At 59.7% G+C, this 16,137-nt stretch carries 25 protein-coding genes, 1 tRNA gene and 1 pseudogene; 13 read left to right on the top strand and 14 right to left on the bottom strand.

Going from position 1 to position 16,137, the window contains the following annotated elements:
* Window positions 1-7 precede the first annotated feature (7 nt).
* A complete protein-coding gene (locus CB0101_RS12040; RefSeq protein ID WP_010302942.1) occupies window positions 8-655 on the bottom strand; it encodes an HD domain-containing protein in 648 nt (215 codons plus the stop codon).
* Window positions 656-826: 171 nt separating this feature from the next.
* Here CB0101_RS12040 and mscL point away from each other — a divergent pair, with 171 nt between their 5' ends.
* Complete coding sequence (gene mscL, locus CB0101_RS12035) at window positions 827-1,204, top strand: large conductance mechanosensitive channel protein MscL (RefSeq protein WP_010302940.1); 378 nt, start codon at window positions 827-829, stop codon at window positions 1,202-1,204.
* Between the two features lie 272 nt (window positions 1,205-1,476).
* Window positions 1,477-1,647: a hypothetical protein gene (locus CB0101_RS12030; RefSeq protein WP_010302937.1), complete on the top strand. Its 171-nt coding sequence runs from the start codon at window positions 1,477-1,479 to the stop codon at window positions 1,645-1,647.
* 67 nt (window positions 1,648-1,714) lie between these two features.
* Here CB0101_RS12030 and CB0101_RS12025 read toward each other — a convergent pair whose 3' ends face one another.
* On the bottom strand, window positions 1,715-1,897 hold the full coding sequence (locus CB0101_RS12025) for a ribbon-helix-helix protein, CopG family (RefSeq protein WP_010302934.1): 183 nt from the start codon (window positions 1,895-1,897) through the stop codon (window positions 1,715-1,717).
* A 430-nt stretch (window positions 1,898-2,327) separates the two neighbouring features.
* Between CB0101_RS12025 and CB0101_RS12020 the strand changes: the two genes are divergently transcribed.
* Complete coding sequence (locus CB0101_RS12020) at window positions 2,328-2,639, top strand: hypothetical protein (RefSeq protein ID WP_136644133.1); 312 nt, start codon at window positions 2,328-2,330, stop codon at window positions 2,637-2,639.
* Window positions 2,640-2,648: 9 nt separating this feature from the next.
* Here the strand turns inward: CB0101_RS12020 and CB0101_RS12015 are convergent, their stop codons facing one another.
* Window positions 2,649-2,834: a hypothetical protein gene (locus CB0101_RS12015; protein WP_010302929.1), complete on the bottom strand. Its 186-nt coding sequence runs from the start codon at window positions 2,832-2,834 to the stop codon at window positions 2,649-2,651.
* 745 nt (window positions 2,835-3,579) lie between these two features.
* Complete coding sequence (locus CB0101_RS12010; protein ID WP_010302926.1) at window positions 3,580-3,945, bottom strand: AbrB family transcriptional regulator; 366 nt, start codon at window positions 3,943-3,945, stop codon at window positions 3,580-3,582.
* Window positions 3,946-4,643: 698 nt separating this feature from the next.
* Between CB0101_RS12010 and CB0101_RS15470 the strand changes: the two genes are divergently transcribed.
* Entirely contained in the window at window positions 4,644-4,814 is a 171-nt protein-coding gene (locus tag CB0101_RS15470; protein ID WP_168187980.1) for a hypothetical protein, read from the top strand.
* 245 nt (window positions 4,815-5,059) lie between these two features.
* Here the strand turns inward: CB0101_RS15470 and CB0101_RS15465 are convergent, their stop codons facing one another.
* Both CB0101_RS15465 and CB0101_RS12005 read right to left on the bottom strand, forming a co-directional pair.
* Window positions 5,060-5,227 carry a hypothetical protein gene (locus tag CB0101_RS15465; RefSeq protein WP_010302923.1) on the bottom strand — a complete coding sequence of 56 codons (168 nt, stop codon included), beginning with the start codon at window positions 5,225-5,227 and terminating at the stop codon, window positions 5,060-5,062.
* Between the two features lie 45 nt (window positions 5,228-5,272).
* Window positions 5,273-6,505 (bottom strand): glycoside hydrolase family protein, encoded by a 1,233-nt coding sequence (locus CB0101_RS12005; RefSeq protein WP_010302920.1) that lies wholly within the window; start codon window positions 6,503-6,505, stop codon window positions 5,273-5,275.
* Window positions 6,506-6,576: 71 nt separating this feature from the next.
* Here CB0101_RS12005 and CB0101_RS12000 point away from each other — a divergent pair, with 71 nt between their 5' ends.
* The 3 genes from CB0101_RS12000 (at window position 6,577) to CB0101_RS11995 (ending at window position 8,748) form a co-directional block, all read left to right on the top strand.
* Window positions 6,577-6,927, top strand: a complete 351-nt coding sequence (locus tag CB0101_RS12000; protein WP_010302916.1) for a hypothetical protein — start codon at window positions 6,577-6,579, stop codon at window positions 6,925-6,927.
* 114 nt (window positions 6,928-7,041) lie between these two features.
* Window positions 7,042-7,136, top strand: a tRNA-Lys gene (locus CB0101_RS15460).
* Between the two features lie 238 nt (window positions 7,137-7,374).
* Window positions 7,375-8,748 carry a hypothetical protein gene (locus tag CB0101_RS11995; protein WP_010302915.1) on the top strand — a complete coding sequence of 458 codons (1,374 nt, stop codon included), beginning with the start codon at window positions 7,375-7,377 and terminating at the stop codon, window positions 8,746-8,748.
* 55 nt (window positions 8,749-8,803) lie between these two features.
* Here CB0101_RS11995 and CB0101_RS11990 read toward each other — a convergent pair whose 3' ends face one another.
* From CB0101_RS11990 to CB0101_RS11970, 5 genes and pseudogenes are all read right to left on the bottom strand, one after another.
* Window positions 8,804-9,004 (bottom strand): hypothetical protein, encoded by a 201-nt coding sequence (locus CB0101_RS11990; RefSeq protein ID WP_136644132.1) that lies wholly within the window; start codon window positions 9,002-9,004, stop codon window positions 8,804-8,806.
* 8 nt (window positions 9,005-9,012) lie between these two features.
* On the bottom strand, window positions 9,013-9,210 hold the full coding sequence (locus CB0101_RS11985) for a hypothetical protein (protein WP_136644128.1): 198 nt from the start codon (window positions 9,208-9,210) through the stop codon (window positions 9,013-9,015).
* Between the two features lie 67 nt (window positions 9,211-9,277).
* Window positions 9,278-9,592, bottom strand: coding sequence for a hypothetical protein (locus CB0101_RS11980; protein ID WP_136644291.1), 315 nt, complete (start codon window positions 9,590-9,592; stop codon window positions 9,278-9,280).
* A 154-nt stretch (window positions 9,593-9,746) separates the two neighbouring features.
* Window positions 9,747-10,700 carry a hypothetical protein gene (locus CB0101_RS11975; RefSeq protein ID WP_136644131.1) on the bottom strand — a complete coding sequence of 318 codons (954 nt, stop codon included), beginning with the start codon at window positions 10,698-10,700 and terminating at the stop codon, window positions 9,747-9,749.
* A gap of 196 nt (window positions 10,701-10,896) precedes the next feature.
* A pseudogene (locus CB0101_RS11970) lies at window positions 10,897-11,202 on the bottom strand (transposase); the annotation flags it as partial.
* Between the two features lie 128 nt (window positions 11,203-11,330).
* Between CB0101_RS11970 and CB0101_RS11965 the strand changes: the two are divergent.
* Window positions 11,331-11,732: a hypothetical protein gene (locus CB0101_RS11965; RefSeq protein ID WP_010302884.1), complete on the top strand. Its 402-nt coding sequence runs from the start codon at window positions 11,331-11,333 to the stop codon at window positions 11,730-11,732.
* On the opposite strand, the gene CB0101_RS11960 is transcribed toward CB0101_RS11965, so the two are convergent.
* The 3 genes from CB0101_RS11960 to CB0101_RS11950 form a co-directional block, all read right to left on the bottom strand.
* Window positions 11,701-11,919: a helix-turn-helix domain-containing protein gene (locus tag CB0101_RS11960; RefSeq protein WP_136644129.1), complete on the bottom strand. Its 219-nt coding sequence runs from the start codon at window positions 11,917-11,919 to the stop codon at window positions 11,701-11,703. The genes CB0101_RS11965 and CB0101_RS11960 overlap by 32 nt on opposite strands.
* Window positions 11,919-12,116 (bottom strand): hypothetical protein, encoded by a 198-nt coding sequence (locus tag CB0101_RS11955; RefSeq protein WP_136644128.1) that lies wholly within the window; start codon window positions 12,114-12,116, stop codon window positions 11,919-11,921. Before CB0101_RS11955 ends, CB0101_RS11960 begins: the two co-directional genes overlap by 1 nt.
* Window positions 12,117-12,183: 67 nt before the next feature.
* Window positions 12,184-12,498 (bottom strand): hypothetical protein, encoded by a 315-nt coding sequence (locus CB0101_RS11950; RefSeq protein ID WP_136644127.1) that lies wholly within the window; start codon window positions 12,496-12,498, stop codon window positions 12,184-12,186.
* Window positions 12,499-12,711: 213 nt separating this feature from the next.
* Between CB0101_RS11950 and CB0101_RS11945 the strand changes: the two genes are divergently transcribed.
* From CB0101_RS11945 to CB0101_RS11925, 5 genes are all read left to right on the top strand, one after another.
* The gene (locus CB0101_RS11945) at window positions 12,712-12,960 is read left to right on the top strand and encodes a galactose oxidase (protein WP_246833761.1); all 249 of its coding nucleotides are present in this window, start codon (window positions 12,712-12,714) and stop codon (window positions 12,958-12,960) included.
* Between the two features lie 3 nt (window positions 12,961-12,963).
* Window positions 12,964-13,257, top strand: coding sequence for a DUF1651 domain-containing protein (locus tag CB0101_RS11940; protein ID WP_136644125.1), 294 nt, complete (start codon window positions 12,964-12,966; stop codon window positions 13,255-13,257).
* A gap of 141 nt (window positions 13,258-13,398) precedes the next feature.
* Complete coding sequence (locus tag CB0101_RS11935) at window positions 13,399-13,656, top strand: hypothetical protein (RefSeq protein ID WP_136644124.1); 258 nt, start codon at window positions 13,399-13,401, stop codon at window positions 13,654-13,656.
* A 153-nt stretch (window positions 13,657-13,809) separates the two neighbouring features.
* On the top strand, window positions 13,810-13,995 hold the full coding sequence (locus tag CB0101_RS11930; protein ID WP_210409957.1) for a hypothetical protein: 186 nt from the start codon (window positions 13,810-13,812) through the stop codon (window positions 13,993-13,995).
* Window positions 13,996-14,500: 505 nt separating this feature from the next.
* On the top strand, window positions 14,501-15,481 hold the full coding sequence (locus CB0101_RS11925) for an IS5 family transposase (protein ID WP_136643901.1): 981 nt from the start codon (window positions 14,501-14,503) through the stop codon (window positions 15,479-15,481).
* The last annotated feature ends 656 nt before the right edge of the window (window positions 15,482-16,137 follow it).

The following is a 16,137-nucleotide window of genomic DNA, read 5'->3' as shown; positions in this document are numbered from 1 at the left end:
TCGCTCTTCATCTCTCCGCCTGGCGCTCCGCGTACCCCGCTGCCCACACCGCCGGCGCGAGCCCATCGGGCACGAGCCGCCGATAGCTCTCGCTGGCGAGCACCTCACTCACCGCCTCACCGAGGCGTTCCACCGACCGACTACCCGATAGGCGGCGGTTGAGCTGTTGATGCATCCGCAGCAGATACCAGGCCGAGCCCTCCAGCCCGGCGTTGAACTTGATCCACATGCCGGGATCGCGGCGGGCATCGAGCACAATGTCTCCCGCGTTATGGGCTTTGTCGGCCGCCGTCACCAAGAGAGACGCCTCGGGCTTGTGCTCCAGGGAGGCGATGTAGCGGGTCTTGCGCAGCAGCCAGGGCTCCTTCTCTCCGCCCACAGGTGTGCCGTTGGTGTCGGTGCAATCAAGCACCATGTCGGCCACGGCGCTGCCAAAGCGTTCGGCGATGGACGCGTGGCTCTGGCCGGCGTCCTCGATGGCGTCATGCAGCAGGGCGGCGATGGCCTGGTCTTCCGTGCCGCCGTCTTCCCACACCAGGGCGCTGACGCTGATCAGGTGGGAGATGTAGGGGATGGCCTTGCCTTTGCGGCGCTGATCCCGGTGGATCTGCTCAGCCCAGAGCAGGGCTTCCCCGTAGCGGGCGCTCACGCTCATCGAAGCCTTGGCTGATGGGTCTCCATCCTGCGGCGGCCTGGTTGGTTTTTGGTTGTGCGCTGCTCAAGGCAGATCCATCCAGCCGCAGACCCGGTTGCAGATCTCAAGCGCCAGCGGATCGTGCCGGCATCATGAGCTCCGATTCCCGGCCAAGCAGCCACACGACACGCCATGAGCCGTACACGCAACTTTCTGACTGACTTCCGAGCCTTCATCAACCGCGGCAATGTGGTTGATCTGGCTGTGGCCGTGGTGATCGGCGGGGCCTTCGGGAAGGTGGTGAATGCGGTGGTGACTTTGGTGATGGATTCATTGCTGCAACCTGTTCTCAAGGCGGCGAACGTTGACGCCATTGCCAGCTGGCCAGCCGGTGAGGTGCTGGTAGCAGCGATCAATTTCCTGGTGATTTCATTTGTGGTGTTTTTGATCGTGCGCTCGATCGAAGCCCTGCGGCGCAAGGAAGAAGCCGTTGCCCCACCCGACACTCAGGCCCAACTGGCTGCAGCGGTGACGCGCTTGGCGGATGCCCTGGATCGCCGCCAGCTCTGAAACGAGTCCGGTGTCGTTCTCTCCCCAGCGAATCCGGTCTGGCGGCCGGTTTTCTCATGCCTTGATCAGGAACGATGGCCACAATGCCTGCACTTAAACGGTGCAGGTGGCACGTGGTTTACGGGCTTTGTTGGCTTGTGCACAGAACAGATAAGCAGGTGCATCTTATTGCGTAGCGCGAGCGGAATGACCGTATATTGACGTAAACATTCTTGCCTCTGTTGTCAGCTCTTGACCGCTTTTGGATACTTGGGGTGCAGTGCTACTCAACCATGACCTCTTTCGATCTAAAGCAGGAAAAGCGAAAGGTCAAATCCACGAAGCGCATCACGATCACGATCCCCGATGCGACACTCGAAAAGCTTCTGGCGCGAAGCAGCTCAGAAGGCCGCTCGCTCAGCAACCTTGCCGCTTATATCCTTGAGCGCGGCGTTGATCAGTAGATCAGGATCCTGACTTGCCTTGGGGCAATGGTGGCAGTCGCCGTCATTGCCCTTGAGTTGATTGCGGTCAATATTCGCCGAGCTCCTTGTCTAGAGCCTCCAGTATTAATTCGTCGATGGAGCGGCCGGTCTTCAGGGCAAGCTTCTGAAAATGCTCGGCTATTTCAGTTGGTAAGTCGATCGAGAGTTGCTTGGGGAACTTTTCTGGATCGATTTCGTATGGCTGTTCTGAGGGGGATTCGCTTGTCATGCAGGATCCTCCGGGGGTTGACTTTTGATGTAAAGGTCAAAGCCCCCTTCTCGTTTGAGGTATTCAACAAGTGCTTCTTGCACTAAAGCGCTGATCTTTGCATTCCTTTGCAAGGCAAGCAGCTTTAGTGCCAGGTGATCTTTGTCTCTCAGTGTAATTGAGACACGTCCCATCAACGCGTTTTCGGTTCGCGCGAGATGCTACCAAGGGCTGTTGTCTTCTGCACTTTGCGTTTCTGCACCAAAGCGCAAAAGCACTAAGCCTGCTCTTGGGGTGTCTTGGCCCCCGATGGTTGCTCCTGCACGGCGGGGGGGGGCATGGAATCGGGATTAGAGCCTGGTTTTTGGCCGGTTGAATGGAGAGGTGCTTTGAAATGGTCGGCTTCAAAGGAATGCAGATGTCATGAATAAAGCCTCTCTGTGAGGGAGCCATGCTGCAGGACTACCGCGTTCTGGGCTCCAATCTGATGTGTCTCAATCGGCGCGCACAGGCGCCTGAGCGGCATGGCGTAAGGATGCTTACATCAGCATCGATGGCCGATCTCATCGGCATCCGTCTGCTCATTGCTGCAACCCTTGAGCAGGCTCGACTGGCCCAACTGCTCTCGCTAGACCTCTCACACATCGATCTTCTTGATCGCACGGCTGCCGCCATCAGTACCCTCTTGCCGCGCCTGCCCGATGCCGTTCTGGAGTACGCCATGAATGAGGCCGCTCAACTCCTGAATGCAGCTCCGGCCTGATCTGCTCGATCAGCGGTTCTTGCGCACGAAGCTCGAAGGCCTAGAGCGATCGATCGCATGGCGCCCATGGTCGGGTTCTTCTGCCTGATCGGCATGGGTTTGCTTGTGATCGAGCTTGCGCTCCGCATCGGGTTCCCAGGTCGTCTCGTTCTCGGCGTCTGACTCCGGCATGAACTGGTGATGAGTGGCAGACATCGTCGATCGCGTCGCTGCGTCCATCCAAGGCTCTGTTCTCCACCGAGACCGGCCCTGCTGCGGATCAGCTGGCGCCATCCATCAAAAAGGCGCCCCGTAGCGGGCGCCTTATCACCGGTTGCGGATGGTCACCTTGGCAGTTGGGGTGCCATCCGGTCGGGTACCTGTGGTTCAACGATCTCGATGGGTTTGACCCCGTGGTTGTCTCCCTGCCGTGTCGCGGCAGGGATCGAAGGGCCGAGTGACGGCACTGAGCAGAGATGCTCAAGGCTTGGCCTGCTCAGTTGTTCACTCCGCCTGGGTTATGCAGCCCAGGTTTGGACTGTGGGGAGTTTGTGGGTGGCATATGACTCAAGCTCTACGGGATGGCGCTCACGCCGCGCCATCGAGGACAAGGTTTGTGCTGGTGTTTGACGCATTTCGAGCGCACCTCCGTTGTGCGCACCGGCTCGGGTGATCCCTGGCCGGACTCTGTTGGAGGCAGAGGTGTCGGGGTGGTTACCGCTCCTCCCCTCAATTTCACGTTACGCCGATTGGTGATCAGTGGTGGGCGCGCAACGGTTCCTCTTCCCGAACATCGTGTCGCAATAGAAAACCCCCGGTGGGTAGGCCGAGGGTCCTAAGAAGTAGCCGAGTAAGGGGGGCTTGGCGCTCAGCGGGGTGCTGCGTTCAGGTGCACAACTGATCTCACTGACCGTTCACCGCCAGCTCGTGGAATGGATACGCATGATGCCCAGAGAGAGCCTCACTCCTCCTCGTCCACACCACCCACGGGGACCAGGCGCACCTGCTTGCGGCCGAGCTTGATCTCAAACTCATCGCCGGGCTTGAGGTCGAGCATGGCGGTGTAGGCCTTGCCGATCAGCAAGTTGCCATTGCCCTGCACGGTGGCGGTGTAGCTGAGCTTGCGGCCACCCTTGCCCCGGCCCACGCCATCGTTGCCCAGGCTCAGGCCTTTGGCTTCCAGCAGGGCTTCATAGAAGGCGGTGAAGTTGAGGCGCTCGCCCCCATCTTTCTTGGTGCTGACGTAGCCGCAGCTGCGCACCAGATCCGATTTGGAGACGTCGCCCAGCTCCTTCACCTTGGCGAGCAGGTCAGAACCGGTGAGCATTGGATGTCAATTGATCAATCCAGCAAAGATTAACGAAATCACCAGCCTTTCGCCCGGTTCTGCCTCGGTTGATAGCCAGTACAACAGGAGGCCTCCTTAGCCCCCCCCCCTTTTTTTGTGAATGCGCATTTCAGTGTCCGCAGAGACCTGGTCGTAGACCTAAGGCGGAGCTGGTTCATTCGATGCTCTGCAGCAAGCATTCATCTGAAGCGCTTGATCGCGGTGGGCCTCAGTCGGTAGCGGGTGGAACATCCCTCGGCCAACGTGCAACTGGGCCCCTGGGTCCAACTGCATGTGCTGATCACTGTGCAAAGCCATGCTCGTCCTTGCGGGACTGAAGGTGATGGGTGATTTGGAGCAGCAGCAGAATGTGTCCCCGATCTGGGGCCTCAGTTCCCTGGTTTGATCTGAAGCCACTAGTTGCTGTCAGCGCCCTTCGCCATCCACTGGCCCTGCTGACCATTTCACTGCTCTCGCGGGTGATGGGTGACTCGGTCGGGGATGCATGGCCCTTGTTTTGACGGTAGTTGCTTGTCCGCTTGGCTGATGGGACTGGCAATGTGGCGACAACCACACAGAGTCGCTTTCTTCTGAATTCCTTCGGAATCTCTTGAACCCGAAGCTCATCCGTAGATTTCGTTGCATTCGGGTCGGAATCCAGGACAGTGTGAACGCAACTGGCGAGATGCTGCACCCTGGTGATCGTGATTCAAAGCCGCGCAAGTGGTGAACTCGTCTGGCGTGATGAAGTTTTGAGGACTAACCACTTCAAGGCTTACATGACGGCCAAGGCGAAAGCTCGGCTGACTGGTCGCGTCTATCGACTGGTGGATCGAGATGGTGTTGTTTTGGAACAGATCATCCATTAACGCTGTGATGCCCTCCGCGACGTCTGTCGCAGCTCTCAAGCAAGCTTCGAACGGCCTTGCTGTGAAACGCCGACCGGCTGTCAGCTGAGTGTCTGTGTTGGCGTGCCGCTAATCGCCATCACCACTCGGGTTCGATCCGCCTTGTGTTGCCATTAAAAAAGGAGGCCTCCTCAGACCTCCTTGGACAAGCAGTTGTCGTCCTCTGCTCTGGCCAGGTTGTAACACCCCCTGTGGGGTTGATGCCATCAAATGCCCTGCAGCAGGCGCTCCAACCGCACCAGTTGATAGCGGTTGGCCTCTGTGGGCAGAGCGTTGTACATCGCCCAGCACTGGCGCAGCTGGGCTTCCAATCCAACCCGCACATGGTGATCGCTGTGCAGGGGGATGGTCGCCATGGCGGGAGTGAAGGTCATGGGTGATCGGGCGCAACTGCTGGAAGTGTTCCCCGCTTTGGCACGTCAGGTCCCCGCGCTGATCTCGATCCACCAGCCGCTGCCGGCGCCCTCCACCATCCAGCGGCGCCCCCAGTTGCGCTCGGAGTAGCGCTGAGCCGCTCCGCTGCCAATGGCGGTGTTCACGTAGCCGCCGTTCACCAGATCGGCTTCCCCGTTGGGGTCATGCATCAGGAACTGGCGCATAGCCGGATCCCAGCCGATTACCAGGCTCCAGTGGCCCCCGCCAGTTGGGGCAGAGACGGGCCCTTTGTGGAGCCAACCCACTGGGCAAGGGAGTCCCCGTTTGAGTTGCTCGATCAGGTCTTCGATGGAGCCGTCGGTGCGGAAGCGTGCCTGCAGGCCCAGGCTGTGGAGTGCAGCGACTTGGGCATTGGCATCAGTGGTGTCGCCATGGCGTTGCACCAAGGCCAGGTATTGATCGTCCAGTTGGCCGTTGCCTGTGAGGGCGCCGCGTTTCAGGAAGGCTGCAGCCATGGCGCAGGTGGAGGAGAAGCACATGCGCGGCCCATGGCTGGTGGCGCTGTCGTTCTGGCTCAGGTAGGGCACCGGCAGTTCGATGAGGCCTGGCGCCTCCGGCTTGGGGGGCTCAATCGATCGCGCCCCTGGAGTGCGAAACACCTCCGAGAACGCATCCCGTTGCTCCGCAGTGAGCGAGCGCTCCAGCTGGAACCAGGCCTCCTGTTGATGCGCCAATCCCTTGTGGTGATGCACCGCGTCCAGGAGGTGAATCGGCTTGTGGCTGGGAACCGGAGCTGCGGTCTTTGTTTGCTGCTGTGGAGAAGTGGCCTCTGGCATCCGTGCATGCGAAACCTCAGCAGCCCTGCGGCGCTTAAGTCCTTCCAGCGGGCCCTTGGGGCCCTTGTTCCAGCGGGGGAGCTCCTGGGCGATCACCACAGCCGGGGATTCACCGGCGAGCAGGCGCTTGCGCAAGGTGGAGCGCTCGAGGGCTCCCGCGCCGACGTTGAAGCAGAAGCTGATCAGGGACTCGCGTTGATGAGCCGTGAGGGTGACGCCGGAGAGGAGCCGATCCACTGCGCCGGCCGCCTCAGCAACGTCTTTGTTCAGCCAGGCCTCGGCCTGCTCTTGAGTGATCGTCAGCCCCGGCACGACCTCCGCGCCGGTGTGGCCGAAGCCGATGGTCCAGGGAGCACCGCCGCTGGCGGGGTCGGGATAGGCGCTCAGGCGGCAACCCTCCCAGGTTTTGAGCAAGGTCCAGCCCTCAGGGGTGAGTGGCATTGAGGTGAGGCAGAGAACCCTTGAGGGTTCCGGCGGCCTCGGAACCCTTTCAAGCAGTTCGAACGCGCTCCATGGATTCCCGCCGGCTGGTGGTCTGGATCTCCACCGGGATCCTGGGGTTCCAGGGCGCCACGTTGGCGTTTGATCTGCTCAACTGCACCGCCCTCAGCTGGCTGTATGTGCGGATGAATGGGTTGCCGGCCCTGGAACGGCGGGCTGCGGCTCCCGACGGGCGGTCCGGACTTCTTGATCCTTATGCTGCTAATCCGCCTACTAATGCATCAACGTCAGAGCATCCCGTAGCCCTGTTTTGTGCTCGTCCCCAGGGGCGCATCGATGACGCGGTGAATCAGGGACTCAGCATCCTGGCGGGCTTGGCCCTTGGTAGCTCCGTGAATGGTCGCGGTCCTGGGCAGCCATAAATCGTCTGGACGGACTTGCAGCTTCTTCGATATGTCGGTCGTGAGCCGGTCAGGGCGTTTTTCTGGCAAGATGTTCTCACCAGTCGCAGCCGATTTGTTTGGGGGAGTGTTTGGGGGTCGTTTTCTGAGCCTTTGCACCGCAAGGGATCTCGGGAATCTCCAGTTGGCTTTTAACCGATTGGTCCTGAGTTCGAATCTCAGACGACCCATTTTTTGAGATCGTTTGGACTGCAGGGGTTTAACCATGCAGCGCAAGGGATTTCAGGGTTTGCAAAATGCTTCCGAGTCGGTCGAAATGAGACCGTACAAGGACGCCGAAAACCGTAGTTGTGTCATTTCCTTGGCATAACTGCCAAGAAACTGCCAAGGACGCTCGGCGTCTCAAGGGTCGTCTCATGGCCCTTGTTCACAGAAGCGGGGAACCCTCACCTCAGTGGTTCCACCGTTATGCCTTGCCTCGTTTCTCCCCTGGAGCGCGCCAACGGGATCCTGCGACTCCATGACCTGCCCCTGCGCATCCGTGTGCGCCGCCATAGCCAGTGGCTGAGCGTCTATGAAATCCTTCCTGGTGGGGGCACGCGTGAGCGGGCCATGCGGGGCTACTCCGCCCAGAGCGACGCGGATGTGCAGCGACTCTGCGATTCGCTGGTGGAGCAAGGCCGGAGCGATCGGCCCCAGCTATGGACGGCTCTAGCCGAGCCCAGTGCTGGAAGCGCTGCCCATCTCGCGGCCCCCTGCTGGCCTGAGATCTGCGCCGCGGTAGTGGCGTTCCAACGGGGCCAGGGGGTGAACATGAACCTCGTGGGGCCCTTCAAGGGAAAGGGCTACTTCTGCCTGCTCCCGGCGGACCGTGCGGCCACGGAAGAGGACGTGCGCCGGTTTGCGCTGCACAGCAGCGAGAGCCTCAAGGCACGGCTGGACGATCCAACGGCGCCGCTGATGCCAATGGCCACGCACCGCCAGGGCTTCCGCCAGAAGCGGGAGGTGGTGTCGTTGCTCCGGCGGGCCGGCTACGGGGCGATTGCACCGGAAAGCCTGAGTGAGGAGCTCAAGGGAATGGTGAACCGCAAGAAGGGAGCGCTGGTGGCTGCCGGTGAATCCAGACGCCGCATCCCGAGCACCGCAGCGATCCGGGAGTGGCTTGATCAGGTGGTGGAAGAAGACCCGCTGTGGGGCTGGGTGTTCGCAATGGTGGCCACTTATGGGCTCAGGCCCCACGAGGTGTGGCACATCGCGGAGCTCCCCGATGAGCAGGGGATGGTGAGCATCGGTGTGGCCGCCCGCCACATCAAGGTGACCAAAACGGGCTTTCGGGTGGCATTGCCATTACCCGCCGAATGGGTGGATCGCTATCAATTGGGTGGGGAGAACGGAGAGCAGCGGCTCGAGGAACTGCGCCGCCGCTACGTGCCCAAATTCGTCAATGAAGACGGCCAGCCGTTTGATCCCGAATGTGATCTGGTGAAGCGCTGCGATAACAACGAACGGCTGGGTGCGGTGTGCTGCCACAAGCTGCGTAGCTCCGATGCCAAGGCCGAGTTTGAGCTGAAAACCAAGCTCTACGCCTGGGTGGAAACAGCACCGGCCCAGGGCAAGAAGAAAGCGCAGAAACGTAAGGAGCGCTGTGTGCCCTACGACCTGCGCCACGCCTACGCCATTCGCGCCAGGGAGACCACAACCTGGAACTACGCGGATGTGGCCGCGGTGATGGGCCATAGCCCGGAAGTGCACCGCCGCACGTATCTGAGTGAGATCACAGGCGAGCAGACGAAGGCGTCGGTAGCGCGGCGGATGCTCGGCGATCAGAGCGAAGCGGCTTGATTCAGGCTCTGCACAGACCAATCAAAAAGGGGGCCGATGGCCCCCCTTCTTGTGGTTATGGCTTGTGGAGGACAGAGCGGCAGGCTGCCAGCGACCAGAGCTGATCGGAGCAGGGAGCGGCAGGGTTCTTGCGCACCCAGTGGACGCCCTGACGGAACACCTTGCGCTGCTGCCAGCGGCAGAGTTTGGAGCGGCTGATGGTGAGGGCAGTGCAGAGCTGGCTGGTGGTGAGCCAGGCGCTGTTGGAGCTGCCCATGGCAGCCATCAGCTGATCCTCCCGAGCGCCAATTCACACCGCTGGCGGTGCCAGAGCAGGTGCGAGCGGGAACTGGTTGGGTTCTTGGACACCAGATGCCGCCCGTCCTTGAGCAGCCCCGAGCGGCGGATGGCAAAGAGGGTGGAGCGGCTGATAGCCAGATGGGAGCAGAGCTCGGCAGTGGTCAGCCAGAGGTGTTCACTCATCGGCAGCCAGGCAGACGACGCTGCGACCAGAGCGGGGCACGGGAGGCTACTGGCTGGTTCTGAACCCTCAGACCTCCTCCTCCCAGAGCCCCATCCGCTCGAGCCAGGAATCGGACTGCTCAAAGCTCCAGCCGTGATCGGCTTCCAGAACATCGGCGATGGCGACCATGACATCGAAGGAGCGGCCGTCATAGCCGCCTCGGGCGATGGCGCTGCGCTGCAGGGCCGATCCCAGTTGCAGGAGATCCAGTTCCGCCAACCAGTCGCCCTGCTCAAAGACGGCAAAGGCGTGGTCTTGCTGGAACGGCGGAAGCGTGAGCTCGTTGGCTTGGTCTTGCTGGAGAGCTGGGGGCGTCAGACAGGAGCGCGTCCAGCTGAGCATTGGCAGCAGGGTTGGGCTTCCCATTGCAGTGCACACGATTTGGCAATGATGAACATCTGCGAGGCCATTCAGCTATGGCTTGGGGAGGAGACGTAGGGAACAGCGCGTAGACCCTAGATGTTATGAAAATCAGAGGGCAAACATCCAAATAACTCTATAGCCCATTGACACTGACTGGCCGTTTAAGGTCGATATTCCACTGAAGAGATGTCCCTTGATCAAGCAAGCCAGGGTATATGAATTGATTTATGGCGTTAATAACCAACGTTTGAGCTAGCGGCTGCTTTGGTGTCTCACCTTGCGCAGCGGTGACCAGGTAAGAGCTGAATATTTTGTCGGGATTTTGACCTGCATATGCTCCCGGCTTTATGCTTTTGAGTACAATCAGGGCACCTCGTCCATCTCTAGACTCGACCGGTACATAAGCTGCGTTATTGGAGGAAATCCCATAAGACTTATTTCCGAACAGTGCGCCTCGGTTGTAATTGCCAGAAAACTCCCACCTAACATTGTCAAGGTAAATTGTGCCGACACCCGTAACCATGTCAATCTTGCCAGCAACCTGGCCTATTTCGACCTCTCCAGTAGTGGAAATCGACGAATCAAAAGGAAGGCTGCGCTTAATTGTGACCTCTGGACAAACAAAAGTTAGAATATCTCCATCTTCATTTGTGCCGATTGAAACAATGTCGTCGGAGAAATCCAGAGTCCCAGATTGACTGATGCCAAGAAAGTTTTTGGGTGAGTCCCATTGAAAGCGCACACCACTTGCCTCAAATTTCTTAGTGACCAGAGACCTACTCGAGTGGTTGTCTATAAGTTGAAGGCCGCCTACGACACTTGCAGATGCACCAAGTCTTTCAGGCTTTTGTATCTTGCCATCGCCGTTGGCATCCAGATGCGCAAGAAGATCAGCGATATCCTCGTCTTCAATATCTCGGATGTCGCCTCGAAGATCCTCGCTGTCGCTTAAAGCTGCTTCTATGAAGATGACGTCGCTATCTGCATTTTTAACTCTTACGATGTCCATGCGATTAACTGTGGAATCGCCGTTTTTACGGTCGTCAAAAAGAACACGGCCTTGGTTTTTTACTTTTAGCTTAAGCATTTTGGGTTAATTTCCTTTATGCAAATTATCATGGGCTCATTTTGAAAAGGTAGAGGCTGGGGGCAGTTCAAAAATCTGTACAATTCAACCCATGGTGGGCCTGTCACTATTTGGTTTCGTCAGCGGGTCTCACCGCTCCCCTGCACGCAGTCTTCCGCAAAGCGGTTGCCTGAAACCTTTTGCACTGCAGCCGATCTGAGCGCACATGATCATCTGTCGCCGGGGTCTCCATCACGACGGCGTAGAGAGCCTGGTCCACGCGCCGGCGCGGTTCGAGGATCGAGGGCAGAAAACTGCCTGAGCGCAGTTTCGGGATCTGGAGATCGATGTCACCCACCTGGGTGGTGAGTAGCCTGGGCCGGTAGCCGTGCTCGGCGCCGAGCACGGCAGCGACCTCCAGCTCAATCAGCTGCTGCAGGCCATGGCGCACCAGTTCAGGGATCAGCTCACCGGCAGTGCTGACATCCAGTAGCGGCGCGAGTGCAGAAGCGCCAGAATCCATCTTGAGCACGGTTCGTCTGGTTGAGGTAGTGCTCAAACCAGAGTCACGGGCCTGCCCACCCCTTGCAATGCCAGCCGTAAAGCCGGGTGCCTGACCTGCGCATTCAACCCCGGCTATGCCGGGGTTGAATGCGCAGGGAATTAAACCAATCCCGGGGACGCGGGCTCAAGCGCTGCGACAACAACGAACGCCTTGGGGCGCTCTGCTGCCACAAGCTGCGCAGCTCCGATGCCAAAGCGGAGTTTGAGGTGAAAACCAAGCTCTACGCCTGGGTGGAAACGGCGCCTGCTCAGGGCAAGAAGAAGGCGCAGAAGCGCAAGGAGCGCTGCGTGCCGTACGACCTGCGCCACGCCTATGCGATCCGCGCTCGGGAGACCACAACCTGGAACTACGCGGACGTGGCGGCCGTGATGGGCCACAGCCCAGAGGTGCACCGCCGGACGTATCTGAGTGAGATCAGTGGTGAGCAGACCAAGGCGTCTGTGGTGCGCCGCCTGCTCAGCGGCGGCAGTGAGGCCGCTGCCGGTTGATCTGTTCGGCGCAGCGCTCGGGCTGCCACAACTGATCGGAGCGCGGGCAGCAGGGGTTCATCCGAACCCAGTGCTGCCCTTCTCGTAGGAGGCCACTGTGCACCCAACGGCGCAGGGAAGAGCGGCTGACGCCGAGCTGGGAGCTCAGCTCAGGTGTTGAGAGCCAAAGGGTGCTCTGCTCACCCATCAGCTGATCCTCCCGAGCGCCAATTCACACCGCTGGCGGTGCCAGAGCAGGTGCGAGCGGGAACTGGTTGGGTTCTTGGACACCAGATGCCGCCCGTCCTTGAGCAGCCCCGAGCGGCGGATGGCAAAGAGGGTGGAGCGGCTGATAGCCAGATGGGAGCAGAGCTCGGCAGTGGTCAGCCAGAGGTGTTCACTCATCGGCAGCCAGGCAGACGACGCTGCGACCAGAGCGGGGCACGGGAGGCTACTGGCTGGTTCTGAACCCTCAGACCTCCTCCTCCCAGAGCCCCATCCGCTCGAGCCAGGAATCGGACTGCTCAAAGCTCCAGCCGTGATCGGCTTCCAGAACATCGGCGATGGCGACCATGACATCGAAGGAGCGGCCGTCATAGCCGCCTCGGGCGATGGCGCTGCGCTGCAGGGCCGATCCCAGTTGCAGGAGATCCAGTTCCGCCAACCAGTCGCCCTGCTCAAAGACGGCAAAGGCGTGGTCTTGCTGGAAGGGCGGGAGCGTGAGCTCGTCGGCTGAGGCTTGCTGGCGAGAGGGCGGCGTCAGACAGGAGCGCGTCCAGCTGAGCATCGGCAGCAGGGTTGGGACTAGAGGCAGAAGTGATCGGAAGAAGGCGAGCAAAGGGAAGGGTGTGAGGCCCAGAAGGGTTCCGATCTCGTCAGCGGGCGTGGCTGACAGAGGCAGTCGATGCCAAAGAGCCCGAGCCAACCCGATGAATCCTTGCTAGTACAGGTGTACGCATGGAGAGGATTGATGGCGGCGTCTCGAATCCGGCCCACCGCGGTGGCTGCAAGCAGTGACTGTGAGGCCTGGCCGTATCTGGACGAGGGCGTGCTGCGCACCAGCCGCAGCCGCAAGGTCTGCATGACCTGTCACTGGTTCAGGCACCACGCCGGAGCCGAGTGCATCCCGGTGCTCGCCTGCCAGTTGCACCGCGGCCAGATCGCCCAGGGCGAGCACCTGATCCGCCGCTGCCAGGGCTGGACGGATGACATGGTTCGCCAACGGGGTTGGGCGCCGGAGGTGGGCTGAGGGGTGTTCGTTCAGAAGGGTCAGCGGATTCCATCGGCTCCGGCTGAGGGCTGGCTGAGTGATGGCCGCCAAGTCCTGCACTTCAAGCCCGCGATCTGGAATCAGTGGCAGCAGGAGCTGGAGATCACCAGCGGCCAGGTGTTGCGGGATCAAGCAGTGCCGTTGCTGCAGCGGCGTGTGCGCCTCAGCCGCGAGCGAGCAGTTGAGCTCTGGCGTCAGCGCTTGGCTGAGGGGTGGAAACCGTGCACGCCGCAATGGCAACCACCGCCACCGCTGGAGCCGAGATGGGGACGCTGAGCACGCGACACCTCGTGCACCGACTAAGCCCGGGCGTTAAGAAACTCATAGCGCGCCATTGAAGAGCATTGGTCACGTTTTAGTTTCGTGCTCCCAAAAATAAGGACTGCAGCCGTTGCTATAGCCAGCTGATCTCCACCAATGGCCTACGCCTCCATAGAAATGCCTCCATTCCAGTCAGCTCCAGGCGAACAGGATCCTCGCTTTCAGCTTGATCCAAGCCGTATGCCGCAGCGGCTTGAGCTTGATCTTTCTGAGGAGTTGCTGGAGAAATTGATGAGGCAGGCAGGGCGCAGTCATCGCTCACTTCCAGAACTGATTGAGCACATTCTTTCTCAATCCTGCGTGGAGATTGTCGAGGATGCTCGATCGCATGATGCACCCTCTCTGCCTGAATGAAGGCTGCAGACTGCAGCGCTCTGCTGCATCGCTGCCGTAACTCCGATCACCTGTTTGGATCGGGCCACCATGCATCAGATGCGAGACCTTTTGTGAAGCCACAGGCGTGATGGGCTCAACCGGAAAACAAAGTAAAGATTTCAGCCATGGAGGTTGTCCTTGGCCTACGCAAATCCCTCTGACTGTCGCGGAGAGTCGCGATCCAGTCGAGCGAGCAAGCGGATCACCATCACGATCCCTCACAGCACCTTCCGCGACCTTGAAAGCCGCAGCCTTGAGGAGGGTCGCTCGCTGAGCAATCTCGCGGCCTGTCTACTGGAGCGCGCTCTAACCACGTAGACCCAGGCCAGAGGCACAAACCAAAGGCCACCTTGCTCCTACTCGGCCACCAAGGCAATGCGTGTAAACGCCGATTGCTCAGCGCCAGCGGCGGGGCGAATGTGTATGCATCAACCAAGGAGGCGCCCGAATGGACGACACGCCACCGCGCTACCAACCAGAAGCACGCTGACTGCAGGCCCCTGCTCCAACAGTCTTCACCCAACCGTGGGCAGGTCGTTCAGCCGGGCAAGAGGAGGAAAGGCACCAAAGCCACCTCAACCTGTGCGCCTGACTGATCGACACTCCGTTTGCACCGCCTTAGGTGCCCCAGGAGACCAAACAACCCACACCTGGAACGTTCGGCCCAGGCGCCAACGCCAGCAGCTTCGACCATCTACAGCCATTGGAATGTTGATTGGTTCAGGACCCCGGGCATTGCTCGGGGGTTTGATTAGGGAAATTCTGGAAAACCCAGCCCGTCTGCGCGAAAATGAACCTGTAATCGCAGACCAGGACTGGGTTGATGGGCGGCAAGCAGCTCGGTTTCACGGACTATGAGCTGACCACGGCCAAGAAGCGCACCAAGCGCGAGAAATTTCTCTCCGAGATGGAGGCTGTGGTGCCTTGGCAGGCACTCATCGATCTGATCGAGCCGCACTACCCCAAGGCGAGCAAGAAAGGCGGCAGGCCTCCCTATCCGCTGGCAACGATGCTGCGCATTCATCTGCTGCAGCAGTGGTACTCCCTCAGCGATCCGGCCATGGAAGAGGCCTTGATCGAGGTGCCCACCATGCGCCGCTTTGCCGGCATCGAGCTGATCAGCGATCGGATCCCGGACGAGACCACGATCCTCACGTTCCGCCATCTGCTTGAGAAGCATGGGCTGGGTGAGCAGATTTTTGACACCGTCAAAGCGCTCCTGGCCGCTCGGGGCGTAACCATGCGTCAGGGCACGATCGTCGATGCCACCTTGATCGCAGCGCCCAGCTCCACCAAGAACAAAGATGGGAAGCGGGATCCGGAGATGCACCAGACCAAAAAGGGCAACCAGTGGTACTTCGGCATGAAGGTCCACGCCGGCGTTGACAAGGACTCAGGCCTGATCCATTCGGTTGTCGTCACCGCCGCCAACGTGCACGACCTCACCCCGGCAGCTGAGCTACTGCATGGAGATGAGGAGGTGGTGTACGGCGATGCTGGCTACCAGGGCATCGCCAAGAGACCAGAAATGGCTGGCAAGACAGCGGAGTTCAGAGTGGCGATGCGGCCCGGCACGCGCAGGGCTCTTCCTGACACCCCGGATGGGAGGGTGCAGGATCTGATCGAGACGGCCAAAGCTCACATCCGCTCCAAGGTTGAGCATCCCTTCCGTGTGATCAAGCAGCAGTTCGGCTTTCAAAAGACCCGGCTGCGAGGCTTGGCCAAGAACCGCTGCAAAATCAACGTGCTTGCGGCACTGTCGAATCTGTACCAGGCCCGACGACAATTACTCGCGACAGTGTGAACAGGGACTTGGTGTGCCTGCACACCTCTATTTAGCCTCAAAACCAGCCGAAAGTGGCTGGATATGTGAGCCAAGGTCATCAAAAAATGGCCTCAGAGGCAATTTGCAGCCAAAACCACTCTTTCTGCTCGCTGCCGCCGCTCAAACACCGCTTGTCCAGAGTTTCCTTAGAACTGATAGATGGATACTAAAAAGCCCCGGGCGAACCGGGGCAAGAACGGAGTGGTGATCTGAATTCAGCAAGTTACTCAGGGATAAATGTTCCGGATGAACTCTGCTGCCGACGCTTGGTGTAACTGTTGAAGCTGTGGGTCAACGGGTGCCGTGTTCCCAAGGATTGTTGAGCCTCCACCCTGAATGGCTTCGAGCTCTTCGGTGTTGACTTCAATGATGTCGGTATTCATGGTGTTGGCCTTGTAGAGCGGTTGGTGTGAGATCGGAGGTGTGTTCCTCGCGATGTGTTAACCATCGCAGTACTGAGAAATCCAGACCAGATGAGGAGCGGGGTAGCTTTCGGAGAGTCTCTGGTGAAGAGCCGTGCATGAAAAAGCCCGCTGGTTAGGCGGGCTTCCGAAGGCGTTTAGAGGCTGCAAGTAAGAGGGCTTTCCTTTGTTATGTGGCCATCAGTGTTCGTCCTGACCGCAGCGTTACCAATG

Source organism: Synechococcus sp. CB0101 (assembly GCF_000179235.2).
Lineage (GTDB): Bacteria > Cyanobacteriota > Cyanobacteriia > PCC-6307 > Cyanobiaceae > Vulcanococcus.
Note: the sequence above shows the minus strand (reverse complement) of the source record. Positions and strands in the feature narration are given on the sequence as shown.

Excerpts from the sequence above, each read along its gene's own strand:
- CB0101_RS12040 (WP_010302942.1), bottom strand. The coding sequence starts at position 655 with ATGAGCGTGAGCGCCCGCTACGGGGAAGCCCTGCTCTGGGCTGAGCAG.
- mscL (WP_010302940.1), top strand. The coding sequence starts at position 827 with ATGAGCCGTACACGCAACTTTCTGACTGACTTCCGAGCCTTCATCAAC.
- CB0101_RS12030 (WP_010302937.1), top strand. The coding sequence starts at position 1,477 with ATGACCTCTTTCGATCTAAAGCAGGAAAAGCGAAAGGTCAAATCCACG.
- CB0101_RS12025 (WP_010302934.1), bottom strand. The coding sequence starts at position 1,897 with ATGACAAGCGAATCCCCCTCAGAACAGCCATACGAAATCGATCCAGAA.
- CB0101_RS12020 (WP_136644133.1), top strand. The coding sequence starts at position 2,328 with ATGCTGCAGGACTACCGCGTTCTGGGCTCCAATCTGATGTGTCTCAAT.
- CB0101_RS12015 (WP_010302929.1), bottom strand. The coding sequence starts at position 2,834 with ATGTCTGCCACTCATCACCAGTTCATGCCGGAGTCAGACGCCGAGAAC.
- CB0101_RS12010 (WP_010302926.1), bottom strand. The coding sequence starts at position 3,945 with ATGCTCACCGGTTCTGACCTGCTCGCCAAGGTGAAGGAGCTGGGCGAC.
- CB0101_RS15465 (WP_010302923.1), bottom strand. The coding sequence starts at position 5,227 with ATGACCTTCACTCCCGCCATGGCGACCATCCCCCTGCACAGCGATCAC.
- CB0101_RS12005 (WP_010302920.1), bottom strand. The coding sequence starts at position 6,505 with ATGCCACTCACCCCTGAGGGCTGGACCTTGCTCAAAACCTGGGAGGGT.
- CB0101_RS12000 (WP_010302916.1), top strand. The coding sequence starts at position 6,577 with ATGGATTCCCGCCGGCTGGTGGTCTGGATCTCCACCGGGATCCTGGGG.
- CB0101_RS11995 (WP_010302915.1), top strand. The coding sequence starts at position 7,375 with ATGCCTTGCCTCGTTTCTCCCCTGGAGCGCGCCAACGGGATCCTGCGA.
- CB0101_RS11990 (WP_136644132.1), bottom strand. The coding sequence starts at position 9,004 with ATGGGCAGCTCCAACAGCGCCTGGCTCACCACCAGCCAGCTCTGCACT.
- CB0101_RS11985 (WP_136644128.1), bottom strand. The coding sequence starts at position 9,210 with ATGAGTGAACACCTCTGGCTGACCACTGCCGAGCTCTGCTCCCATCTG.
- CB0101_RS11980 (WP_136644291.1), bottom strand. The coding sequence starts at position 9,592 with ATGCTCAGCTGGACGCGCTCCTGTCTGACGCCCCCAGCTCTCCAGCAA.
- CB0101_RS11975 (WP_136644131.1), bottom strand. The coding sequence starts at position 10,700 with ATGCTTAAGCTAAAAGTAAAAAACCAAGGCCGTGTTCTTTTTGACGAC.
- CB0101_RS11965 (WP_010302884.1), top strand. The coding sequence starts at position 11,331 with ATGCGCAGGGAATTAAACCAATCCCGGGGACGCGGGCTCAAGCGCTGC.
- CB0101_RS11960 (WP_136644129.1), bottom strand. The coding sequence starts at position 11,919 with ATGGGTGAGCAGAGCACCCTTTGGCTCTCAACACCTGAGCTGAGCTCC.
- CB0101_RS11955 (WP_136644128.1), bottom strand. The coding sequence starts at position 12,116 with ATGAGTGAACACCTCTGGCTGACCACTGCCGAGCTCTGCTCCCATCTG.
- CB0101_RS11950 (WP_136644127.1), bottom strand. The coding sequence starts at position 12,498 with ATGCTCAGCTGGACGCGCTCCTGTCTGACGCCGCCCTCTCGCCAGCAA.
- CB0101_RS11935 (WP_136644124.1), top strand. The coding sequence starts at position 13,399 with ATGGCCTACGCCTCCATAGAAATGCCTCCATTCCAGTCAGCTCCAGGC.
- CB0101_RS11925 (WP_136643901.1), top strand. The coding sequence starts at position 14,501 with ATGGGCGGCAAGCAGCTCGGTTTCACGGACTATGAGCTGACCACGGCC.